22 protein-coding genes are annotated in these 21,592 nt (G+C 47.3%); 17 read left to right on the top strand and 5 right to left on the bottom strand.

Annotated elements, in window-relative coordinates; genetic code table 11:
- Positions 1–34: 34 nt before the first annotated feature.
- Positions 35–817 (bottom strand): SDR family oxidoreductase, encoded by a 783-nt coding sequence (locus tag SHEWPOL2_RS13530; protein WP_037429032.1) that lies wholly within the window; start codon positions 815–817, stop codon positions 35–37.
- Positions 818–919: 102 nt separating this feature from the next.
- On the opposite strand from SHEWPOL2_RS13530, the gene SHEWPOL2_RS13525 reads away from it, so the two are divergent.
- Positions 920–1,255: a helix-turn-helix domain-containing protein gene (locus tag SHEWPOL2_RS13525; protein WP_037414574.1), complete on the top strand. Its 336-nt coding sequence runs from the start codon at positions 920–922 to the stop codon at positions 1,253–1,255.
- An 88-nt stretch (positions 1,256–1,343) separates the two neighbouring features.
- Positions 1,344–1,751 carry a GFA family protein gene (locus tag SHEWPOL2_RS13520; protein WP_037429059.1) on the top strand — a complete coding sequence of 136 codons (408 nt, stop codon included), beginning with the start codon at positions 1,344–1,346 and terminating at the stop codon, positions 1,749–1,751.
- 252 nt (positions 1,752–2,003) lie between these two features.
- Here SHEWPOL2_RS13520 and SHEWPOL2_RS13515 read toward each other — a convergent pair whose 3' ends face one another.
- Positions 2,004–2,465, bottom strand: a complete 462-nt coding sequence (locus tag SHEWPOL2_RS13515) for a DUF2390 domain-containing protein (RefSeq protein WP_037429030.1) — start codon at positions 2,463–2,465, stop codon at positions 2,004–2,006.
- A 35-nt stretch (positions 2,466–2,500) separates the two neighbouring features.
- A complete protein-coding gene (locus SHEWPOL2_RS13510) occupies positions 2,501–4,414 on the bottom strand; it encodes an ABC transporter ATP-binding protein (RefSeq protein ID WP_037429028.1) in 1,914 nt (637 codons plus the stop codon).
- Between the two features lie 276 nt (positions 4,415–4,690).
- On the opposite strand from SHEWPOL2_RS13510, the gene SHEWPOL2_RS13505 reads away from it, so the two are divergent.
- From SHEWPOL2_RS13505 to dbpA, 10 genes are all read left to right on the top strand, one after another.
- A complete protein-coding gene (locus SHEWPOL2_RS13505; protein WP_011071175.1) occupies positions 4,691–4,891 on the top strand; it encodes a YheV family putative zinc ribbon protein in 201 nt (66 codons plus the stop codon).
- A 167-nt stretch (positions 4,892–5,058) separates the two neighbouring features.
- The gene (aguA, locus tag SHEWPOL2_RS13500; RefSeq protein WP_037429026.1) at positions 5,059–6,171 is read left to right on the top strand and encodes an agmatine deiminase; all 1,113 of its coding nucleotides are present in this window, start codon (positions 5,059–5,061) and stop codon (positions 6,169–6,171) included.
- 73 nt (positions 6,172–6,244) lie between these two features.
- Entirely contained in the window at positions 6,245–7,951 is a 1,707-nt protein-coding gene (locus SHEWPOL2_RS13495; RefSeq protein ID WP_037429023.1) for an amidase, read from the top strand.
- Positions 7,952–8,923: 972 nt separating this feature from the next.
- A complete protein-coding gene (locus SHEWPOL2_RS13485; protein ID WP_146193309.1) occupies positions 8,924–9,367 on the top strand; it encodes a hypothetical protein in 444 nt (147 codons plus the stop codon).
- A gap of 87 nt (positions 9,368–9,454) precedes the next feature.
- Positions 9,455–9,835 (top strand): hypothetical protein, encoded by a 381-nt coding sequence (locus SHEWPOL2_RS13480; RefSeq protein WP_037429018.1) that lies wholly within the window; start codon positions 9,455–9,457, stop codon positions 9,833–9,835.
- A gap of 78 nt (positions 9,836–9,913) precedes the next feature.
- Positions 9,914–10,660 carry a hypothetical protein gene (locus tag SHEWPOL2_RS13475; RefSeq protein ID WP_037429017.1) on the top strand — a complete coding sequence of 249 codons (747 nt, stop codon included), beginning with the start codon at positions 9,914–9,916 and terminating at the stop codon, positions 10,658–10,660.
- A 2-nt stretch (positions 10,661–10,662) separates the two neighbouring features.
- Positions 10,663–10,908, top strand: coding sequence for a hypothetical protein (locus SHEWPOL2_RS22915; protein WP_037429015.1), 246 nt, complete (start codon positions 10,663–10,665; stop codon positions 10,906–10,908).
- On the top strand, positions 10,889–11,383 hold the full coding sequence (locus SHEWPOL2_RS13465; protein ID WP_037429013.1) for a Panacea domain-containing protein: 495 nt from the start codon (positions 10,889–10,891) through the stop codon (positions 11,381–11,383). The genes SHEWPOL2_RS22915 and SHEWPOL2_RS13465 overlap by 20 nt, the downstream gene beginning before the upstream one ends.
- Positions 11,384–12,157: 774 nt before the next feature.
- Positions 12,158–13,015, top strand: a complete 858-nt coding sequence (locus SHEWPOL2_RS13460) for a pirin family protein (protein WP_037429011.1) — start codon at positions 12,158–12,160, stop codon at positions 13,013–13,015.
- Positions 13,016–13,300: 285 nt separating this feature from the next.
- Positions 13,301–14,710 (top strand): ATP-dependent RNA helicase DbpA, encoded by a 1,410-nt coding sequence (dbpA, locus tag SHEWPOL2_RS13450; RefSeq protein WP_181382078.1) that lies wholly within the window; start codon positions 13,301–13,303, stop codon positions 14,708–14,710.
- Positions 14,711–14,910: 200 nt separating this feature from the next.
- On the opposite strand, the gene SHEWPOL2_RS13445 is transcribed toward dbpA, so the two are convergent.
- Both SHEWPOL2_RS13445 and SHEWPOL2_RS13440 read right to left on the bottom strand, forming a co-directional pair.
- On the bottom strand, positions 14,911–15,333 hold the full coding sequence (locus SHEWPOL2_RS13445) for a VOC family protein (RefSeq protein ID WP_037429007.1): 423 nt from the start codon (positions 15,331–15,333) through the stop codon (positions 14,911–14,913).
- 146 nt (positions 15,334–15,479) lie between these two features.
- On the bottom strand, positions 15,480–16,520 hold the full coding sequence (locus SHEWPOL2_RS13440) for an NADP(H)-dependent aldo-keto reductase (RefSeq protein ID WP_037429005.1): 1,041 nt from the start codon (positions 16,518–16,520) through the stop codon (positions 15,480–15,482).
- Between the two features lie 453 nt (positions 16,521–16,973).
- Here SHEWPOL2_RS13440 and SHEWPOL2_RS13435 point away from each other — a divergent pair, with 453 nt between their 5' ends.
- Genes SHEWPOL2_RS13435 through nqrE form a run of 5 tightly spaced genes read left to right on the top strand, consistent with a single transcriptional unit; the run spans position 16,974 to position 21,577 of the window.
- Positions 16,974–18,344, top strand: a complete 1,371-nt coding sequence (locus SHEWPOL2_RS13435) for a Na(+)-translocating NADH-quinone reductase subunit A (RefSeq protein ID WP_037429002.1) — start codon at positions 16,974–16,976, stop codon at positions 18,342–18,344.
- Positions 18,344–19,558, top strand: coding sequence for an NADH:ubiquinone reductase (Na(+)-transporting) subunit B (locus SHEWPOL2_RS13430; protein WP_037429001.1), 1,215 nt, complete (start codon positions 18,344–18,346; stop codon positions 19,556–19,558). Before SHEWPOL2_RS13435 ends, SHEWPOL2_RS13430 begins: the two co-directional genes overlap by 1 nt.
- Positions 19,548–20,342, top strand: a complete 795-nt coding sequence (locus SHEWPOL2_RS13425) for a Na(+)-translocating NADH-quinone reductase subunit C (RefSeq protein ID WP_037414594.1) — start codon at positions 19,548–19,550, stop codon at positions 20,340–20,342. The genes SHEWPOL2_RS13430 and SHEWPOL2_RS13425 overlap by 11 nt, the downstream gene beginning before the upstream one ends.
- Entirely contained in the window at positions 20,339–20,959 is a 621-nt protein-coding gene (locus SHEWPOL2_RS13420) for an NADH:ubiquinone reductase (Na(+)-transporting) subunit D (RefSeq protein ID WP_011621547.1), read from the top strand. The genes SHEWPOL2_RS13425 and SHEWPOL2_RS13420 overlap by 4 nt, the downstream gene beginning before the upstream one ends.
- Positions 20,960–20,968: 9 nt before the next feature.
- On the top strand, positions 20,969–21,577 hold the full coding sequence (nqrE, locus tag SHEWPOL2_RS13415; RefSeq protein ID WP_037429000.1) for an NADH:ubiquinone reductase (Na(+)-transporting) subunit E: 609 nt from the start codon (positions 20,969–20,971) through the stop codon (positions 21,575–21,577).
- Positions 21,578–21,592: the final 15 nt, after the last annotated feature.

Here is a 21,592-nt window from a genome sequence, read left to right as displayed (position 1 = left end):
TTATGTGTCGCTCGCAGTGCATTAACTCGCGAATTTAGTTGCGTCCTGCCATCACGCCGCCATCAACATCCCAAATTGCACCTGTTACCCAGCTGGTGTCATTGGATAACAAAAAGCACACGCTATTTGCCACATCGGCAGGAGTGCCGACTCGTCCAATTGGATGAAAAGCATCAAAGCTTGCAAGCACTTGGTCTCGCTCTTCCTTTGGAATAAAAGCGTTATAGATTGGCGTATTGACCACCGCAGGTGAAACCGCATTGACGCGAATATGCTTGTCCGCCAGTTCCATCGCTAAGTGTTGGGTTAATGCGTGTAACCCGGCTTTGGCCATCGAATACGCCGACGAAGGCGTGGCTTTAACCGCTTGTTTTGCCCACATCGACCCTATGTTCACTATACTACCACCGTCCGCATCGATCATCTTGTGGGTCACGGCTTGGGTAATCCTGAACAGCGCTTTATTTAACCCCATATACAGTTCGTAATCGGCTTCAGTGTGGTCAATAAAGGATTTGGGATGGAAATACCCCGCCGCATTGACGAGATAGCCGACCTTATGCTCGAGTTGGTTGATGTGTGTAATGAGTCGATTAAGATCCGCTGCTTGGTAAAGGTTGGCTTGAAACCCCTCGACCTGTAACTCGGGGATTGTATTTTCCTGTTTGAGTGCAGCGACGGCGGCGGTGAGTTTTTCTTGTTGATTACCCACGATAAGCACTGATACACCTTGCTTGACCAGTTGTTTAGCGGTTTCAAAACCGATGCCGCTGCTACCGCCAATAATAATGGCCAGATTTGAGGTATTAAATTGCATTTGCTACTCCTATGTATTATCAAGGTGGTAATCTTATGAACTCAATAACTATATGAACAGTAAGTACAAATTGGTTAGGCAGGTACTTTTTGGTACATCTTTATGAATAACAATGAAAAAATTATTTCACGTAAATCGCCGCCTGAGCGCTCAGCCCGAATGGTCGAGACGATTTATGGTTGCAAATGGTCATTAACGGTTTATCAGTTGTTGGCCAATGGGATCCAAAGGCCTGGAGAAATGGTGCGCTCAGTCGAGGGACTTTCGACTAAGGTATTGAATCAATGTTTAAAAAAGAATATTGAATTTGGCATTTTAGATAAGGTCATTTATAACGAATTACCACCGAGGGTCGAATATCAAGTGACGGAGTTTGGCCAAAAATTTCTGCATATTTTGGATGAGCTGGAAAAATTGCAGCAAGAAATTGATGCGTAATGAGCTGTCTTGACTGGCCAGTTACACAAGATCATCAATGTAACTTAATGTATTAGGTTTTTGCTCTGTTTGATGAGGGTTAATGGGTATGTCTAAGATCTTGCAAGAGGGCGGCTGTTTATGTGGAGCGATTCGTTATCGGATTGAGGGCAAGCCCTTCGATGCGGATTATTGTCACTGCCGCATGTGCCAAAAGAGTATTGGGGCAGCCTTTGGTGCTTGGATGGATTTTAACGTGTCGCAGGTGACATGGCTTAAGGGTAACGTAACTGAGTTTGCCTCATCGGAATTTGTAATACGCGGATTTTGCGCCCAATGTGGCTGCTCACTGACCTTTAGGCACACTGAGTATCCCGATTATCTCACCCTAACGATCGCCAGCTTAGATGATCCAAATTCAGTGCAGCCTAATTACCATATTTATACTGAGCAGCAGTTGAGCTGGCTTAACATTGAGGATAACTGCCAGCGTTATCCTCAAGCTCGCACTAAGTAAACCTGAGCTCGGGATAAGTAGAGCCGCTGAATAGGCATCTTTTCGGGCCTCTCTGCGTTGCTCTGTCTAACCATAGCTCGCTATGGCATACGACAGAGCGCCTTGATATGCGCAAAAATCTGCGCATTCAGTCAGAAAAAAGATTCTTTTTTCAAAAAAATCATTTATAGCATTGATTTTGATTGTTAAATTTAGATTTTTCCGACACTCGTTATCCCGAGTTCAGGTTAAGTAAGCTGTGCGTGAGGCCAGTTAAGGTGCGATAAGAGCTAGCGCAATAACATCCGCAGCGGATAAACCAAATAGCGCGAGGTAACTCACGAGATTGGTTTGTTGACCGCTAGGCGATAAATCATTGACGGCATGTAAAATAGTACGCTGCGCCTTGCGTTCCATCATCAACTCAACATCGAGCATTTGCTGATATTCTGCTGCATTCAGGCTGGCTTTGGCGAGACGACGCAAACGGCGATAGGGGGTGAGAAACTTTTCATCCCATTCCCGTACTGCATTGACGAGTTGCTGCCATTGCTCGGTTGAATATTCCCGTGGCCCCGCCACATCACTGGTGAGATCTAAATACTGCGCTAGCAGTAATAGATTCACATTTACCTGACAATTATCTTGAAGCTCAAGGCAAAGCACTTTGTTTTGCCCATAGCTCATATCACACCAATGCCAAATTTGGCAGTCTAGCGGGGTTACATCCGACATACGGCTTCCTTGTCAATTAGGCGACAGCAGACCGATTATTGGCCCATTAACTCAAGTTCCATTGCATCAATTTCTTCTTGTAGCTCAAGCCATTGCATTTCACTTTCTTCTAGCGTTTGTGTCAAGCTGGTGCGCTCACTGAGTACCGAGGTGAGCTTGGCTTTATTGTCTTGATCATATAATTCGCTATCGGCCAGCAAATGCTCCAGTTCGGCGAGCCGCTCACTGAGCTTTTGCTGATCGGTTTCAAGCTTCGCCTGTTTGCGTTTAAGTGGTGACACCTTTTGGCGTAGCTCTGCTTCTAAGCGCTTTTGCTGCTTCTTATCGACAGCGGGTTTGGTGTCATCGCTGTTGGCCGTTTGGTTGGCACTGGCGGCTTTTGCGGCATCGAGTAACCATTGGTGGTAATCGTCAAGATCGCCATCAAAGGCTTGTACTTCACCTTGGTCAACCAAATAGTAGTCGCTACAGGTTAAGCGCAATAAATGGCGGTCGTGCGATACAATCACCATTGCACCTTCAAAGGTTTGCAATGCCATAGTGAGCGCATGGCGCATCTCTAAATCTAAATGGTTGGTTGGTTCGTCAAGCAGCAACAGATTGGGCCGTTGCCATACCAATAATGCCAACACTAAACGGGCTTTTTCACCACCAGAGAAGGGGCGCACTGGCGAGAGTGCCATATCGCCATTAAAGCCAAAACCACCGAGGAAGTTACGCAATTCCTGCTCGCGGGCATTGGGCGCAAGGCGCACTAAATGTTGCAGCGGCGTATCGTCTAAGCGTAAAAATTCAATTTGATGCTGGGCAAAGTAACCGATATTCAGGCCGGGATTGGGCTCATACAATCCGGTCATCGGTGATAACTGGCCTGATAACAGCTTGATTAGGGTTGATTTACCCGCACCGTTACGGCCGAGCAACCCAATGCGCGCTCCAGGCACTAAGTTTAAATGCACTTTGCTGAGGATTTGCTTATCGCCATAGCCAACAGCCACTTGCTCCATCTTAATCAGCGGATTAGGCAGGGCCTCAGGCGGGCGAAACTCCATATAAAACGGGCTATCTGCTTGAGATGGTAACAGCTCAGTCATCCGCTCCAGCGCCTTTAAGCGGCTCTGCGCTTGTTTGGCTTTACTGGCCTTATAGCGGAAGCGGTCAACAAAAGACTGCATATGCGCCCGTTCTTTTTGTTGGCGCTCAAAGGCGACTTGTTGCTGTGCCATACGTTCAGCACGGATGCGTTCAAAGGCACTGTAGTTGCCTTTGTAAAAATTGAGTTTTTGATTTTCGACATGGACGATTTCATCAACGATTTCATCGATAAAATCCCTATCGTGGCTGATTAAAATCAGCGTGCCTTGATAGGACTTAATCCAACCTTCGAGCCAGTACATGGTATCTAAGTCTAAGTGGTTGGTCGGTTCGTCGAGCAGCAGTAAGTCGGAGCGGCACAGTAGTGCTTGGGCTAGGTTGAGGCGCATCCGCCAACCGCCCGAAAAGCTTTTCACTGGGTTATTTTGCTCTGCTTCGCTAAAGCCTAAACCTGCAAGCAGGGCTCCGGCGCGGGCGCGAATAGCATAACCGCCAATGGCATCGATTTTACCGTGCAAGGTGGCGATCGCATGGCCATCATTATGTTCCTGTGCAATATGCAGATCAGCCTCAAGCTGGCGATATTCTTTATCGCCATCAAGCACATATTCAAGTGCAGACATTTCGAGTGCAGGGGTTTCCTGGGCGACGCTGGCAATCTGCCAACCCGAAGGCATACTAAACTCGCCTTTATCTAAGCTCAGGTGACCCATAATTAATGCGAGCAGTGAGGATTTACCCGTGCCGTTGGCGCCCACTAGGCCGACCTTATGGCCGGGATAAATGGTCAGAGAGGCTTCGTCGAGCAGGGTTTTGCTACCACGGATTAATTGTGCTTGGTTGATGCTGATCATTAACTACAACTTGGTCATATCATGAATGAGTAAGGGTTGTGATGATAACGTACAAGCTCATGGCAAACCACAACTTAGGCCGAGTTGCTGCGTATTTCTTCGACTTTTTATGGCCTAGTGCGATAGCGCTCTACCGCGTGGTCAGGGAGTAAGGTAGCACAAGTTTATTCAAGGACTGGCAATAGCTGGGCAGTATGGCAAAATAGCGCCACATTTTCGCCTTAACGCCGATGATTCGCTTATCGCTGGGCGCGTAGCCATTTATAGGTTTGTATCATGACCACTAAAATAAAAAAACGCTTTGTTGCTGGCGCAAAATGCCCTAAGTGCGGCGCGAAAGACAGCATTTTGCTGTTTAAAGAAAACGGTATCGAAACCGTAGAATGTACTGACTGTGATTATCGTGAGCAGCAAACCGATATCAAAGTGACCGAAAAAGCCACGGGCGCCGTCATTGGGGTGTTTAAACCCGACTAGGCTCATCTTTATGAAGCGCTAAACACGTGCTGGCAAAGTATGTAAGAGATTTTATTACCGCTGCCAATGGCCCTTGCATCGTTGCGGGGCTGATATAACTGTATTCTGTCGTCCTATTTTAGGGGCGTACACCCTTATCGATTTCAGCATTACTGGAGACAAAACTCATGACAAACGTGAATGTGGATGTCACGCCGTTAACGACTAAGCCATCACAAGATGGTTTTTATATGCCCGCCGAATGGGCGGCGCAGCAAGCTGTGTGGATGATTTGGCCCTATCGTCCTGATAACTGGCGCGCTGCGGGTGCGTATGCTCAGGCGACTTTCGCTAAGGTGGCCGATGCGATTGGCGCGGCAACGCCAGTGTATATGGGTGTCCCTAAAGCCTTTTTAGCACAAGCCAAAACGGTTATGCCATCCCACGTTACCTTGGTTGAAATGGACAGTAACGATTGCTGGGCTCGCGATACAGGGCCAACTGTGGTCGTTAATGCCGAGGGCGAATGCCGCGGTGTTGACTGGGGCTTTAATGCTTGGGGCGGCCATAACGGTGGTTTGTACTTTCCATGGGATAAGGACGAGCAAGTCGCGCAGCAAATGCTTGCACAGCATGGTTTTGCCCGTTATCGCGCGCCGCTGATCCTCGAAGGTGGCTCCATCCATGTCGATGGTGAAGGCACCTGTATGACGAGTGCCGAATGTTTACTCAACGCCAACCGTAACCCTGAGCTGACAAAAGAACAGATTGAAGACTTACTGCGTGACTATTTGAATGTTAAGCAGTTTATCTGGTTACAAGATGGCGTTTATATGGATGAGACCGATGGCCATATCGATAATATGTGCTGTTTTGCCCGTCCTGGTGAAGTCATTCTGCACTGGACTGATGATGAATCGGATCCACAATATCCACGTTCAAAAGCCGCGCTCGAAGTGCTGCAAAATACCGTGGATGCCCAAGGTCGTAAGTTAAAAATCCATCTGTTGCCACAACCAGGGCCGCTGTATTGCAGCGAAGAAGAATCAAAAGGTGTTACTGAAGGCACTGGTGTGCCACGTACGGCAGGTGAGCGTTTAGCGGGTTCTTATGTGAACTTTTTAATCACCAATCATCGCATCGTATTCCCGCTGCTTGACCCAGCAACCGATGATATCGCTGCCCAAAAGCTGCAAGAAATTTTCCCTGAGCATGAGATTGTGGGTGTGCCAGCCCGTGAGATTTTATTAGGTGGCGGCAATATCCATTGTATTACTCAGCAAATCCCTGCTGGAAAGTAACCCTAGGAGAACAGCATGACGATTGATGTCACTGTTAATACACCACAATTGGCTTTCTACGGGAGGGCGTAAGATGTTTGAAGTCACTGAAGTTTCTATTGCCGAGCTGCGTGCTGCGCTCGAATCTGGCCGTACCACCGCAGTGGAGTTGGTGAAATCGTATCTCGCGCGGGTTGAGGCTTATGACGGCCCTGCGACAAAAACTAAGCTCAATGCGTTAGTGGTGCACAATCCCGATGCGCTGAAAGAAGCTGAAGCCTCAGATGCGCGCCGTGCTCGAGGTGAAACCTTAAGCCCGCTCGATGGTATTCCTTACACCGCTAAGGACAGCTATTTGGTGAAGGGACTGACGGCGGCGTCTGGCAGCCCAGCATTTAAAGATTTAGTGGCCCAGTACGATGCTTTTGCCGTCGAGCGCCTACGCGCCGCGGGTGCCATTTGCCTAGGCAAAACCAATATGCCACCTATGGCTAATGGCGGCATGCAGTGTGGTCACTATGGCCGCGCCGAAAGTCCATACAATGCTGATTATCTTACTGCACCCTTTGCTTCGGGTTCTTCCAACGGAGCGGGCACGGGCACGGCGGCGAGCTACTCATCATTTGGTCTTGCTGAAGAAACTTGGTCGAGTGGTCGAGGCCCTGCGTCCAATAATGGTTTATGCGCCTATACCCCGTCTCGCGGCGTGATTTCCGTGCGTGGTAACTGGCCGTTAACCCCGACCATGGATGTGGTCGTGCCCTATACTCGCACAATGGCGGATATGCTCGAAGTGCTCGATGTGATTGTGGCCGACGACCCAATCACCCGTGGCGATCTCTGGCGTCTACAACCTTGGGTTAAAATCCCTAAAGCCTCTACAGTTCGCCCAGAATCCTATCTAGCGCTGGCGGCTAGCGCCGATACGCTCAAGGGTAAGCGTTTTGGTGTGCCGCGCATGTACATCAATAAAGATGAATTGGCTGGCACCAGCGAAAATCCGGGTATTGGCGGCCCAACGGGTCAACGGATTTATACCCGCCAATCGGTTATCGATCTATGGGAAGCGGCGCGTAAAGCCCTAGAAGCTGCTGGCGCCGAAGTGATTGAAGTCGATTTTCCGCTGGTGTCTAACTGTGAAGGCGACCGCCCGGGTGCGCCGACTGTGTTTAACCGCGGTATCGTTACACCTCAGTTCCTGCATGATGAATTGTGGGAACTCTCAGGTTGGGCGTTCGATGAATTCCTGCGGGCTAACAACGACCCTAAACTCAACAAGCTTGAAGATGTGGTGGGGCATTTGATATTCCCCCATGATCTTGGCACCTTGCCAAATCGTGAAGGTGACTTAGCGGCAGGCATGGAAGAGTACGTCAACATGGCTAAGCGTGGCCTTAAATCCTTCGATCAGATCGACAGTATTCCCGATGGTCTGCGTGGTTTAGAAAAGACCCGTAAGCTGGATCTTGAAGATTGGATGGACGGGCTAAAGCTTGATGCCGTGCTGTTCCCAACGGTGGCCGATGTGGGGCCTGCCGATGCCCATGTGAATCCAGCTTCTGCCGATATTGCGTGGAGCAATGGCGTTTGGGTAGCTAACGGAAACGTTGCGATCCGCCACTTAGGCGTACCGACTGTGACTGTACCTATGGGCGTGATGGCCGATATTGGCATGCCAGTGGGTCTAACCTTTGCGGGCCGCGCCTATGACGACAATAACCTGCTTAAATTTGCCGGTGCATTTGAGTCAACAGGTAACAGGCGCATTATTCCGCCGCGCACACCAAAACTGAGTCAATAAGCGTTAAACTGACAAATATAGACTTAGCTTAGTCTTAGGGATTTATCTTGTTAGAGATTTAGCCCCTTATAACGGCAAAGTGTAGAGTCATAAAAACGGGATGGGCCTTAATATGCCAATCCCGTTTTTTATGCTAACAAAAGCCTGATACGAGATTTCGCCATTTGCTGCTGTTTGCTACTGTGAGAGAGTAATACAGTCTTATACCAAGCAATTAAGAATCACACTAAATAGCAGCAATCCCATCAATACGCAGCCTTTGATAAAATGTTTTTGCCCCAAAACGAGATAAGTTTGTCGTCAGGTGTGTAGGATGAATTGTCATTGTTTCCCCAGTGACACGCCGTGAATATGTCCCTATAGGCTCGACGGCGACATCCATGTCGCCAACGGTCACTGTTGCAACAGTGACAATTTTGACGACCATTGAACTGTTCATCTGGCTAAAAGCTTTATGCCCCTTTCCGCGCTTCGACTCGTTAGGTCAACCGAAAATTCCCACACCTGCTGCATACATATTCTTATCTATTTGCCTATGTTTGGTCTTACCAGAAATCGGCTAACAATGTATGGGTATACAGTCATATTTAAATTTAGGTATTTTTGTATGATTTTAAGACAAGAGCATTGCGCACTAATTCCATCTGAAACAAGTAAAACTCTATAAAATCAATTGACTATAGAGGCTGAGTTTTAGTTAATAGGTTTGGAAAACGCGCATGCGTGTTTTTCCAGATGGTATATTTAATAGAATGCTGATAAGTTCTTTGCATACAGATAGTTAACTGTGCGCGTTTTCACTGGTCTAACGAGGTAAACGCGCATGCGCATGAATAAAATGTTAGCTTGCCAAGGGGGCGCGCATGAATTTCAGCACCTTGATTGTCACCATTGTTATCGTACTTTTTGCTCAATCAGCTCACGCAGCGTCCGAATGGGTGTACTTGTACAAAGCTATGGACGATAACGCCATTGTCGTCAGAAAGAATGGGGACGCATATCAAATTGAAAAAGGCGTTGGCTGTCTTTCTATATGGCGGTTTGAAGGAAAAGCTGTTCTCATTTCTTCACCGGGCCTGTTTTTGGGGGGTCGGCTCAGAATTGATTCTCCCTGATGCAGATCAGAAATGCAGAATTTGGGACTCTTCATCTTTGGGAAGCATTGAGGGTTTGACTGCGCCATCGCAAAGTCAATCGCCTCAGCAATCTTCCGGCTGTGAAGATGGGCACTGGATACAGTCAATTGCAGGCAATGGTGAAATCATAAAACTTGAGGACGGCTCAATCTGGCAGGTAGACGCCGTTGATACGGTTACAAGCAGCATATGGTTGCCTGTTTCGAATGTCACTATCTGTGGCTCATATCTCATCAATACTGATGACGGAGAAAAGGTCAGTGCCACAAGACTTAAATAGTAAGCTAACAATCGCATGCACTCGGACGCACATTTCGCTGCGCTCCATGTGCGCCGGTGATGCGAAGCGTTAACTGCATGGAGTAGCATGGCCAAGTTACTGAAAGTCATTGCATGTGTTCTTATCGTTGTGGCTATCACAGTTTGCGCTGTGCTTTTGTGGTTTGACCGCTCACAAGATATCGATTTCGCTGTTTATCAACCCGATTCTTGGGTTACATGCAATGGAGAAATTGATAAGAACTCAGTTGAATATGATCGACTCAATAAGTGGTTGAAATTAAATAGTTCAAACTGGAAAAACTATGTAGCAACTGCTGCTCCTGGGTACTTTTATAAATCAGAAAAAATTGTGATTTACGTACAAAAGCATGGAGTAGTCGTTAATTATTACGATGGACAAAATTGGTCACAAGTGCATAAGTCTGTTGATACGAATGGAATCTATGATGTTTGCAAAAGCAGTTAACAAGTTAAATCAGCGGAAAACCACTCGCTGTTTAAAGCGTTAGCCATATGGTCTATCTAATTAAGGAGTAAATAATAATTGGCAGGATTTAGTAGTAGTTCAAGGCCTATTAGCAAAGTAGTTGGCGCGATAGAAGATCACGGCTTTGTCATATTGAATGCTCTAGGGCCACTAGGAGTGGCAGTTTTCCTAACATTCGTCGTTGATTGGTGGAGTGGTAACAGCTTAGGGTCTGTATCTTCTTTCAATGAATTCTTGTTAGCACTCAAATTTTTCGTATGGAATCCAATTTCAGGATTAATATTTTTCCTTTTGTTAACATTGTGGGGCGCTGTTGGTCAGGCTAAAGACCTTCGAGCACTTAAAGCTACCAATGACTCTAGTGCCACAGAAATAGCGAGCCTTAAGCTAGAGAACGAGAAGCTAAGAAGAGAGGTTTTAGATCGGGAAAACCTATTGAGAACAGAGATTGAAAACAATTACGTATTAGCAGAAGAGCTGATTAGTTCATTCAAGAAGATCGCGCATCTTTGGACATGCCAAATATTTAATGAAATGGCATTCACTGTTAAGCATAGAATATCTATATATTACTTAGATGCTGATAAGAAAAATCTTGTTCTTCTTGATAGATTTGCAAAAAACCATGAATTCAATCAGCCTGGCCGACCATTCTTTGCAAGAAACCAAGGTGTAATTGGGAAGGCGTGGGCCGAGGGTGAGTATTTCGAAAAAAAATTCCCATATTTAACCGGAAAAATACTAAATATTATCAATACCTTGAAGATAATTACGGTTTTTCAAGAGATATTAGTTCTCGACTGAGAATGAAGAGCTGCACTATTGGTGGATTTGCTATTCAGGATGCTCGCGGCCATCATATAGGTGTAATAATTTTTGAAAGCCAAGATCAGAATGACTTTGATGATTCTAGGCTAAGAGATCTGGTAAAAAGAGAGAACCACCGATTGGTTGAATTTATATCAGATGCATCGTCACGAGATATGAGACCTTTGCCAGCACAAGATGACGAAAGAAACAAAGGAGAGGTTGATGAACAAAAAGTTGCATGATCTCATGGCATTTCTTTACTCAAAAATAACCCATAAGGCTGACTTATCCAAGGCTAGGTTTACTAAGTTGGTCTATCTCGCAGACTGGAAAATGAGTCAAAGACATGGTCGCACTATCTCGAATATAGAGTGGCTTTTCAATCACTATGGTCCATACGTGGATGATGTTGTGAATCTCGCAAGAGATAGTTCCGACTTTAATGTGGTTATTACACGAAATCCGTATGGAAGCTTAAAAGAACAAATTGAATTTGTTGGCGATATAAAAAAATGTAGCTCCATCGATTCTGATGAAGCTCAGGTTATCGAAGAAATTGTTCGTGAAACTGACTCTCTGTATTTCAACGATTTCATAGATCATGTCTACTCGACTTACCCTGTAAAAGAAAGTAGTCGATATTCTGTGTTAGATCTTCCGAAAATGGCGCAGAAGGAAGTATTGGCTAACAAAGCGTTGCACCGGACAAGCCGGTGAACGCTGCGTTATCTCCATAGAAATTTTAATCCGAAACTCAATAATTAGAGTTGGGAATCTAACATGCTTTTGTCCCTTAGCTTTTTTAGACTCATACAGCAATTGGGTAGATGAAATTGGCATTGGGGCTACAGTGACCGTCGGCGACATGGTTGCTCATTCACATCCATGTGATTGCAACATTCGTATATCCATATACAGCAGATGTCGCCGTCGAGCCTATAGAGACATATTCACGGCGTGTCACTGGGGAAACAATGACAATAAGCTCCCTCTGAGCAGATAAAATTGCTATTAAGCTTTTGTCCCATATCTTCGGATGACGAAACGGTTGTATGTGGTGTGTGAATTGCCATTGAAGCACCAGTAACCGTTGGCAATATGGCAGCTCATTCACATCCATGTGATCGCTGCATTAGTACATCCTGTACAGCAGATGTCGCCGTCGAGCCTCTGGGCTTTTTGTCAAAGAATGGGATGGCGTGTCACTGGGGAGACAATGGCAATTTCCTTTGTCCTAGTGATAAACAGTTCACACACTTTTTCACAAACGCTTTATTTCGAGAAGTATTGTTTAAGCAAGTTATAACGCCGTTTACTCAATTCCCAACCATTCTACTTTTTCGAAAAATCTAAGCGTGATTTCGCGTTATTCTTTTGCAAATTTCCTTGTTATTCTGCCACCATCAGCATTGCCACAGTTTCACCCTGTCATTTGGGGAGCCAAGAGATAGCGAGTGCACAGGCTAATGCCTTACGAGTTAGGAGCATAAAATGAAAGTTTTAGGTCAGTTTTCTGCTAAACCTGCGATGGATGGCGACGGGGTGAATATTCGCCGTGTGGCGGACTTTGTCACTACCCATTTTGATCCGTTTTTGATGATGGATGAGATCAAATCCGATGATAAACAGGATTTTATTGGTGGCTTTCCACCGCATCCGCACCGTGGGATGGAGACCTTTACCTATATCCGTAAGGGCGGGTTTGAGCATAGAGATCAAATGGGTAACGTCAAAGCGATTCGTGCTGGCGATGTGCAGTGGATGAGCACGGGTTACGGCGTGGTGCATTCCGAAATGCCGCTGGCCGATGCACTCAATGGTTTGCATGGCTTCCAAATTTGGGTCAATATGCCCGCGAAAGATAAACTGCGCCCCGCGACGTATCAGGATACGGCTTCAATCCCAAGCGTTGAAACCACTAATGACACTGGCGCAACCCTTAAAGCCTTGGCGGGTGATTGGGCTTTTGCGGGTAAGAGCGCCATCAGTGCCACCATCCAAGGATTAGCGGGCGAAGCGGCGATTGCCGACTTGATGATTAACGCTAATGGTGAAGCGCTGCTCGATTTATCCAAGCATGAGTTTGCCGCCCTCTATATTTACCAAGGTGGCTTGAGTAAGGGCGAAGGCTCACAGTGGTCATTCAATGAAGGCCAGTTTTTAGTGCTCGATAGCCAAACGCCATTGCAGCTTAAGGCCGATGATCGCGGTGCGGGCATGTTACTGTTTGTGGGTAAACCGATTCGCGAAAAAATTGTGCAGATGGGCCCCTTTGTGATGAACACCCAAGCGGAAATTCAGCAGGCGATTCGCGATTATCAAGAAGGGCGTTTTGGCCAAATCGCTTAATCTGTTAAGTCTGCCGTGCTGATCAAAACCAAAGCCCTGTATCTCAGCAGGGCTTTTTTATTGCGGTTTACGCAGGCGATTTCGATTGTTTAAGGACTTGAGTTTAAGGACTTGAGGTAAAAGCTGCTCGTTGTTGCTACAATAGCGGTACTTTTGGGTTGAGCGAGCGCAGAATTGAATTCTTGCCTTATGTAAACCTGAATCTTGATAAACCCGTTTAATCGATAAGTAACGCAATTTTAGTAACCTAGCAGCCGCTTCGTTACCCACCACAGGATATTCGCCTTGAGCAATTCAGATACTAAGCCAACTCCATCACTGGCTTTCTCGACCCTTAAGCTAAAAACCGAACTGCTTGAGAACCTTTCTTCTATGGGCTACAACGAGATGACGCCCATTCAGGCGCAAAGCTTGCCAGCGATTATAGCGGGTGAGGATGTGATAGGTCAGGGTAAAACGGGGTCAGGTAAAACGGCGGCCTTTGGTCTAGGTTTACTAAATAAATTAGACGTTAAGCGTTTTCGTATTCAAACCTTAGTGCTATGCCCAACCCGCGAGTTGGCCGACCAAGTGGCGCAGGAGATCCGTACTCTGGCCCGCGGTATACACAACGTGAAAGTATTAACCCTGTGTGGTGGTGTGCCAATGGGGCCACAAATTGGCTCTTTAGAGCATGGTGCCCATATTATTGTGGGAACCCCAGGTCGGATTGTCGATCACTTAGACCGCAATCGTTTAGATTTAAGTCATCTGAATATGTTAGTGCTTGATGAAGCTGACCGCATGCTCGAAATGGGGTTCCAACCTCAGCTCGATGCCATTATTGAACAGTCACCACGCGAGCGCCAAACGCTGCTGTTTAGTGCGACATTCCCTGAGCAAATTCAATCGATTGCTAAACAAATCATGTATAACCCTGTGATGGTTAAGGCCGCGGTTACCCATGAAAAAAATACCATCGAACAGCATTTTTATCAGTTAGATGACGATAAGTCGCGCATGCAAGCGCTGCAATTATTACTGTTAGAACATAAGCCAGAAAGCGCCGTGGTGTTTTGTAATACCAAGCGTGAAACGCAAAAAGTGGCCGACGAACTCGAGGGTTTAGGCTTTAGTGTTTTGGCCTTGCACGGCGATTTAGAACAGCGCGATAGGGACGAAACCCTGTTGCAATTTGCTAACAAGAGCGCATGCGTGCTGGTGGCTACCGACGTGGCCGCCCGTGGTTTAGATATCGATGCGCTAGATGCCGTATTTAACTACCATGTGGCCTACGATACCGAAGTGCACATTCACCGTATCGGCCGTACTGGCCGTGCGGGCAGTAAAGGCGCTGCTTATACCTTTTATAACGATCAAGACGGCTACAAGATTGCCTTGCTAGAAGAGTACTTAGATCGAGAAATTACCAGTGAATCACTGCCATCATTAAGCTTGCTTGGCAGTGCGCCTAATACGCCAACCATGATCACTCTGCAAATCGATGGCGGTAAAAAAGAGAAACTTCGCCCTGGTGATATTCTTGGCGCCCTGACGGGTGATAATGGCATTGAAGGTACGCAGGTGGGCAAGATCCTCGTGACCGACTACCGTGCTTATGTGGCGGTAAACCGTAAAGTGGCTAAAAAGGCACTGAGCAAGATCACTAGCGGCCGCATTAAGGGTAAGTCTTACCGCGCGTGGTTGATGAAATAAACTGCTATTGAGTGAACAAAAAGCGAAGCCAAATGGCTTCGCTTTTTTGTTTTTTGCGCATCTAACTTGATAGTGCCTTGTCATAATCCCGAGTGCTTGGTCGTAACTAGCGACACTTGCCATTACTGCATCGGTGTCGATGCAGAGTATGATTGCTAAATGAGGAAAAGGCTGATTTACTTTTTTATTCAATCACATAGTTACTGACATCTTTTCGCCATGGGGTGATGAGGGCTGAGCTGCAATAAATCCCAACGGTTGCCATAGAGATCTTCAAATACGGCAACAGTGCCGTAATCTTGCACTTGTGGCTCGCGAATAAAGTGAATGCCTATTGACCGCATATGCTCATAATCGCGCCAAAAATCATCGGTATTTAAGAATAAAAACACCCGTCCTCCGGCCTGATTGCCGATAAATGATTCCTGCTCGGGCTTGGAGGCTTTGGCTAATAGTAGGGCGGTACCATGGGAATTAGGCGGCGCAACCACAACCCAGCGTTTATCTTGCTCGGGTTGATAACTGTCTTCAATCAATTCAAATTTGAGTTTATTAACATAAAAATCAATCGCCTCATCGTAGTCTCTTACTACGAGTGCGATATGGACAATAGTCTGTTTCATCTCGGTATCTCGGTTTTTGATCGCGACTACAACCGCTATTGCAATCGCTATCGCAATGGTTAGTGCATTGCCGCGACAGCATAATCAACTCATGGCGAAAGTGAGTGGCTTGACGTCACTCACTTATTAGCTGCTCATTGTAAAAGCTAAGGGCAAGGTAATCTAAATTGATCTGAGAGTTCATTTAGACGGCTAAGTAACTCAGGGGAGAGGCTGACTTTTAAGCTGTCGATATTCTCTTTCAACTGGTATAAATCTGTGGCGCCAATAATGTTTGAGCCAACAAATTTACGTGAATTAACAAAGGCTAGCGCCATTTGCGCGGGGGATAGATTAAACTCGTGGGCTAAGTCTACGTAGGCCGCTGTGGCATCGAGTGCCATTTGCGAACCAGTATAACGGGCGAAGCGTTTAAACAGGGTTAAGCGCGCACCTTCGGGCCATTGGTTGTTGCAATATTTGCCGCTCAGGGCGCCAAAGGCTAAGGGCGAGTAGGCTAGCAGCGGTAACTCTTCGCGGTGGCTGATTTCACTCATGCCCACCTCAAAACTGCGGTTGAGCAGGTTATAGGGGTTTTGCACTGTGACAATGCGCGGCAGGCCGTGTTTTTCCGCCAGTTGCAGATACTTCATCAGTCCCCAAGGGGTTTCGTTCGATACACCGATATAGCGCACTTTACCTTGGCGAATGACTTCGGCGAGGGCTTCGAGGGTTTCGAGGATCGGCGTTTGCTGCTCAATCTCTTGCTCGTCGTAAAATAATTCCCCGAAGAAGTTGGTATTGCGATCCGGCCAATGTACTTGATAGAGATCGATAGTATCGATTTGCAGGCGTTCGAGCGAGGCATCAACTGCTTGGTGAATGTTGTTCCAGTCTAGCGCCATGTTTTTGCGAATATAGTCACTCTTGCCACCTGGCGCGGCAATCTTAGTGGCGATCACTAAGTCATCACGGTTGCCACGGGCCTTGATATATTGGCCCAAAATGCGCTCGGTTTCCCCTTGGGTTTCCGGTTTTGGCGGCACAGGGTACATTTCCGCAGTATCAATAAAGTTGATGCCACTGCCTATGGCGTAGTCTAGCTGTGCAAAGGCTTCGGCTTGGGTATTTTGTTCGCCCCAAGTCATAGTGCCTAAACAGATTTTGCTCACCTCGAGATTAGAATGCGGTATGCGTCTGTATTCCATCTATTTCTCCTACGGAAACTATCTTATTTCGAGGCTATCAAGCTTTTGCTGTAAAGCAAAGGTTAATGCGGCGCTAAGAATGTTAGTGGGTTAAAAATAACCAATGCCTTGTGGGGATTTTGCTAGGTTTATTGCGACATATTGCGCACTAACTCGCCACTGACTCTGGGTTTTGTGCCTTTGCCCCGATTCGGGGTCTAAGAGGGGGATTTTTGTCTGTTTTTATATAGTTAAGTTATTTCTAAAACAGTTATGACGTAATTATGAATTATTTGTTATAAAACTACATTTGAAGTTTTTGTTCAGAATCCGACTCGATCTTCATCACAAAATAATGCAATTTTACGTATATTACTTACGAAATTGCAGCGGAATGTGACGCCACTATCGGATTATCTGTTAACAAACATCTACCCTAAATTTATCTAAAAATTTTCATGGTTGATATTTGTGATGGCAGATTTTTCAAACCAAGTTATAACGATCAAAAAAGGCCTCGACTTGCCGATTTCGGGTGAGCCTAGGCCGATCATCGAACCCGGTAATAGGCCATCCCAAGTGGCCCTGTTGGGTGAGGAGTATGTTGGCTTAAAACCGACGATGTTGGTGGAAGTCGGCGATAAGGTCAAAAAAGGCCAACCTTTGTTTGAAGATAAAAAAACAAAGGGCGTACTGTTTACCGCTCCCGCCAGTGGCGAGATTGTGGCAATTAACCGTGGCGAGCGTCGAGTCTTACAATCCGTGGTGATCCGCTGCAATGGCTTAGACGCCGATGAGCAGATCCGTTTCGATATCCACACCGATTTACAGGCACTTTCTGCCGAGGTGGTTCAGGCGCAATTGGTTAACAGTGGTCTGTGGACTGCGCTGCGTACCCGTCCTTTCTCCCGTGTTCCCGCGTTAGATAGCAAACCTGCAGGTATTTTCGTGACGGCGATGGATACCAATCCACTCGCCGCCGATCCTAGGTTGATTATTGCCGAGCAGCGCGATGCCTTTAAGGCGGGCTTAGCGGTACTAAGTCATTTAACCGAAGGCAAGGTTTACCTTTGCCAAGATAAGGGCGAAGCCTTAGTCGGTACTGATTTACCAAAGGTTGAAGTGCGCCGTTTTGCTGGCGTGCATCCAGCCGGATTAGCCGGAACTCATATTCACTTTACCTTGCCCGTGAGCATTGAGCGTCAGGTATGGCACATCGGCTATCAAGATGTGATCGCCTACGGCAAGCTGTTCCAAACAGGTGAACTCTATACCGACCGCGTGGTGGCTTTAGGTGGTCCAAGTGTGCTTAATCCACGTTTACTGCGCACTCAGTTAGGGGCAGAGCTGAGCGCCTTAGTGGCCGATGAGATTAAACCCGGTAATAACCGTGTGGTGTCAGGCTCAGTGTTATCGGGCCATACCGCCCAAGGCGTACATGACTTTTTAGGCCGCTTCCACAACCAGGTATCGGTTCTCGCCGAAGATGCGCAGCACCAAGTATTGCCTTGGGTGCGTGGCGGCTCGGACAAATTCTCTATCACCCGTGCGGTAACCTCCCGTTTATTTGGCCTGACTAAATCCTTCGAATTTACCACCCATCAGGGCGGCTCTCAGCGCGCCATGATGGCCTTTGGTCAGCTCGATCGCGTTATGCCATTAGATATTTTACCCACTCTGCTAGTGCGTGACTTAGTGGTGCGAGATACCGATGAGGCGCAGGCGTTAGGCGCATTGGAGTTAGATGAAGAAGATTTGGCCCTGTGTACTTTTGTGTGCCCTGGCAAGTATGACTTCGGTAAAGAGCTACGTGCTTGTCTAGATGTTATCGAGAGGGAAGGTTAATGACGACACAACCTAAAAAACCTGATTTACAGGACGACTACTACGCCACGGGTAAATCGATGAAGGGCTTTGTGCGCTCATTGGTGATCGCGAGTGGTCGCAGCACTAAGGGGCAAGTGCACGTACGTGACGCCATTGACGTAAAACGTACCATGACCTTAGTGGGCCTTTGTTTATTACCCGCCATTTTATTTGGCTTATATAACGTGGGCTTACAGGCTCAGCTCGCACTAGCAAGCGGCTTAACGACGCCAGAAACCTGGAAACTCGCGCTGTTTAACGCTTTAAGCGGTGGCTTAAGTGCCGAGACGGGCGTAATTGGTTTATTCCTCTACGGCTTAAGTTTTTATCTGCCGATTTACTTAACGGCATTGCTGACAGGCCTGTTTTGGGAAGTGGTGTTTGCCAAGGTGCGTCGCCAAGAATTGCACGAAGGCTTCTTCGTCACAGCCTTGTTATTTACGCTGATTTTACCTGTTTCGATTCCGCTCTGGCTGGTGGTAATGGGGATTAGCTTTGGGGTAGTGATTGCCAAAGAGCTGTTTGGTGGTATGGGATATAACTTCCTTAACCCCGCATTAGCTGGCTTGGCCTTTATCTATTTTGCCTATCCTTCAGAAGTGACAACCGTTAAGCAACTGGTTGCCGTGGATGGTTTTTCTGGCGCGACAGCCCTAGCGCAAGCCGCTGCCGGTAAGCTGCAATTTGCCGATTACGCTTGGTACAGTGCCTTTAGCGACCCTAACTGGTGGAATAATTTCTTCGGTTTTACCGTAGGCGCGATTGGTGAAACCAGCACGCTCGCTGTGTTGCTTGGTGGTTTATTGCTGCTGATCACCCGTTTAGCCGACTGGCGTATTGTAGTGGGTGTGATGTTGGGCATGATTGCCACTGCAACCTTGTTCAATGTGATCGGTTCAAGCACTAACCAGATGATGGCAATGCCTTGGACATGGCACTTAGTCACCGGTGGTTTTGCTATCGCGATGATGTTTATGGCGACCGATCCCGTCACGACCTCTTATACCCGCCAAGGCAAGTTCGCCTACGGCGCCTTGATTGGTTTTATGACAATCCTTATCCGTGTGGCTAACCCCAAAATGCCAGAAGGCGTGATGTTAGCCATCCTGTTCGCCAACCTGTGGGCGCCGCTGTTCGATTATCTGGTGGCCCGTGCCAACATCAAACGGAGAGTAAAACGTCATGGTATTTAAGAAAGATACTGTGGTGGGGACCATGATCTTCACCATTACGCTCTGCCTTTTGTGCTCCTTTATGATCACCGGTACCGCAGGCGTATTAAAAGAACGCAAACTCGCGAAAAAACGCGATGAGTTACAACGTTATGTGTTGATGGCGGCCGATGTCAATTTAGGCCAAGGTAATGAGTTTAGAGAGATTTTTGCTAAATCCGTTAAGCCATTATTGATTAATCTCGACACAGGCAAAGTGGACTCTGATGCCAATGTACTCGACTTTGACGAGCGCATGGCGGCGATTAACCCTGAAACCTCAAGCGCCCCTAAAAAGGATATCGCCAAAATCAAGACCCGCGCCAACGATGCCCGCGTGTTTAAGGTGTTCGATGATAGCGGCAAATTAACCAGCGTCGTAGTGCCTTTCTACGGTAAAGGGCTATGGTCGATGATCTACGGTTACGTGGCCGTCGAGCCTGACTTTAATACTATTAAAGGCATGGTGGTTTACGAGCACGGTGAAACCCCAGGTATCGGTGACTTTGTGACTGACCCACATTGGTTATCCCTGTGGAAGGGTAAACAACTCTTTGATGAAAAAGGCAAGTTTGCGATGCGCCTCGTGAAAGGCGGTGCCAAAGAGGGTGATATCCACGGTGTTGATGCTGTGAGTGGCGCGACCATGACAGGCCGTGGCGTACAGCGCGCAATGGAGTTTTGGTTTGGCGTCGAGGGTTTCCAAACCTTCTTCAACCAATTAAAGGCATCGGCTGAGCAAGGTGAGTTGGGAGGTGCAAAATGAGCAACAGTTTATCCATGCGGGACATGCTAGCAGGCCCTGTATTTGCCAATAACCCAGTGGCGATGCAAGTGCTGGGGGTATGTTCGGCGCTGGCGGTGAGTAACTCCATGCAGACGGCCGTGGTGATGACACTGGCGGTGACCTTCGTACTGGTGTTTTCTAACCTGATTATCTCCGCCATTCGCAACTTTATCCCTAATAGTGTGCGGATTATTGCCCAGATGACGGTGATTGCCTCCTTGGTGATTATCGTCGACATGGTATTGCAGGATGTGGCTTACGAACTATCTAAGCAACTCTCTGTATTTGTTGGGTTAATTATCACTAACTGTATCATCATGGGCCGCGCCGAAGCCTTTGCGATGAAGTATCCACCGCACTTAGCTGTGGTCGATGCCGTGGGTAACGCGGCGGGTTATGGCTTGGTGCTGATCAGTGTGGCCTTTGTGCGTGAGCTGTTAGGCACGGGCAATCTATTTGGTCATAGCGTGTTGACTACGGTTGAAAACGGCGGCTGGTACTTACCTAACGAGATGTTTAAGTTGCCACCAAGCGCCTTCTTCCTGATTGGCCTGCTGATCTGGACCATTAACGTGATCCAGCGTAAACGCGGTTAAGGAGCGGATATGGAACACTATATTAATCTGTTTTTACAGGCCACATTCTTAGACAACATGGCGCTGTCGTTCTTCCTCGGTATGTGTACCTTTTTAGCCGTGTCTAAAAAGGTGTCGACCGCTTTCGGCTTAGGCGTTGCGGTTATCGTGGTGATGACCTTAGCTGTGCCCTTAAACCAACTGATCTATGCGAAGGTACTAGCACCGGGCGCATTGGCTTGGGCGGGCATGCCTGGCATCGACTTAAGTTACCTGCAACTGATCACCTTTATCGGTGTGATTGCGGCCTTAGTGCAAATCCTTGAAATGTTTTTAGATAAATACATTCCAAGCCTGTATGACTCCCTCGGGATCTTCCTGCCACTGCTCACCGTAAACTGCGCGATTTTTGCCGGGGTGATTTTTATGGCTAACCGTGATTACAACTTTGCCGAATCGGCGGTGTTTGCCATGGGTTCGGGCACGGGTTGGGCGCTGGCGATTGTGATGCTGGCAGGGCTGCGTGAGCGGATGAAGTTTCATGCGATTCCCGAAGGCTTACAGGGGATTGGTATCACCTTTATTACCACAGGGTTGATGGCACTTGGCTTTATGTCTTTCTCGGGGATCTCGCTGTAACGCGTGGCTGAGAAA

Origin of the sequence: Shewanella sp. POL2, assembly GCF_000282755.1 — a bacterium.
Classification (GTDB): Bacteria; Pseudomonadota; Gammaproteobacteria; order Enterobacterales; family Shewanellaceae; genus Shewanella; species Shewanella xiamenensis.
The sequence above is the reverse complement of the archived record's forward strand: the minus strand, read 5'-3'. Positions and strand labels throughout refer to the sequence as shown.

Excerpts from the sequence above, each read along its gene's own strand:
- SHEWPOL2_RS22915 (WP_037429015.1), top strand. The coding sequence starts at position 10,663 with ATGAAGAGCTGCACTATTGGTGGATTTGCTATTCAGGATGCTCGCGGC.
- aguA (WP_037429026.1), top strand. The coding sequence starts at position 5,059 with ATGACAAACGTGAATGTGGATGTCACGCCGTTAACGACTAAGCCATCA.
- SHEWPOL2_RS13435 (WP_037429002.1), top strand. The coding sequence starts at position 16,974 with ATGGCAGATTTTTCAAACCAAGTTATAACGATCAAAAAAGGCCTCGAC.
- SHEWPOL2_RS13445 (WP_037429007.1), bottom strand. The coding sequence starts at position 15,333 with ATGAAACAGACTATTGTCCATATCGCACTCGTAGTAAGAGACTACGAT.
- SHEWPOL2_RS13430 (WP_037429001.1), top strand. The coding sequence starts at position 18,344 with ATGACGACACAACCTAAAAAACCTGATTTACAGGACGACTACTACGCC.
- SHEWPOL2_RS13520 (WP_037429059.1), top strand. The coding sequence starts at position 1,344 with ATGTCTAAGATCTTGCAAGAGGGCGGCTGTTTATGTGGAGCGATTCGT.
- SHEWPOL2_RS13515 (WP_037429030.1), bottom strand. The coding sequence starts at position 2,465 with ATGTCGGATGTAACCCCGCTAGACTGCCAAATTTGGCATTGGTGTGAT.
- SHEWPOL2_RS13425 (WP_037414594.1), top strand. The coding sequence starts at position 19,548 with ATGGTATTTAAGAAAGATACTGTGGTGGGGACCATGATCTTCACCATT.
- SHEWPOL2_RS13525 (WP_037414574.1), top strand. The coding sequence starts at position 920 with ATGAATAACAATGAAAAAATTATTTCACGTAAATCGCCGCCTGAGCGC.
- SHEWPOL2_RS13420 (WP_011621547.1), top strand. The coding sequence starts at position 20,339 with ATGAGCAACAGTTTATCCATGCGGGACATGCTAGCAGGCCCTGTATTT.
- SHEWPOL2_RS13460 (WP_037429011.1), top strand. The coding sequence starts at position 12,158 with ATGAAAGTTTTAGGTCAGTTTTCTGCTAAACCTGCGATGGATGGCGAC.
- SHEWPOL2_RS13530 (WP_037429032.1), bottom strand. The coding sequence starts at position 817 with ATGCAATTTAATACCTCAAATCTGGCCATTATTATTGGCGGTAGCAGC.
- SHEWPOL2_RS13440 (WP_037429005.1), bottom strand. The coding sequence starts at position 16,520 with ATGGAATACAGACGCATACCGCATTCTAATCTCGAGGTGAGCAAAATC.
- SHEWPOL2_RS13495 (WP_037429023.1), top strand. The coding sequence starts at position 6,245 with ATGTTTGAAGTCACTGAAGTTTCTATTGCCGAGCTGCGTGCTGCGCTC.
- SHEWPOL2_RS13465 (WP_037429013.1), top strand. The coding sequence starts at position 10,889 with ATGAACAAAAAGTTGCATGATCTCATGGCATTTCTTTACTCAAAAATA.
- nqrE (WP_037429000.1), top strand. The coding sequence starts at position 20,969 with ATGGAACACTATATTAATCTGTTTTTACAGGCCACATTCTTAGACAAC.
- SHEWPOL2_RS13510 (WP_037429028.1), bottom strand. The coding sequence starts at position 4,414 with ATGATCAGCATCAACCAAGCACAATTAATCCGTGGTAGCAAAACCCTG.
- SHEWPOL2_RS13480 (WP_037429018.1), top strand. The coding sequence starts at position 9,455 with ATGGCCAAGTTACTGAAAGTCATTGCATGTGTTCTTATCGTTGTGGCT.
- SHEWPOL2_RS13505 (WP_011071175.1), top strand. The coding sequence starts at position 4,691 with ATGACCACTAAAATAAAAAAACGCTTTGTTGCTGGCGCAAAATGCCCT.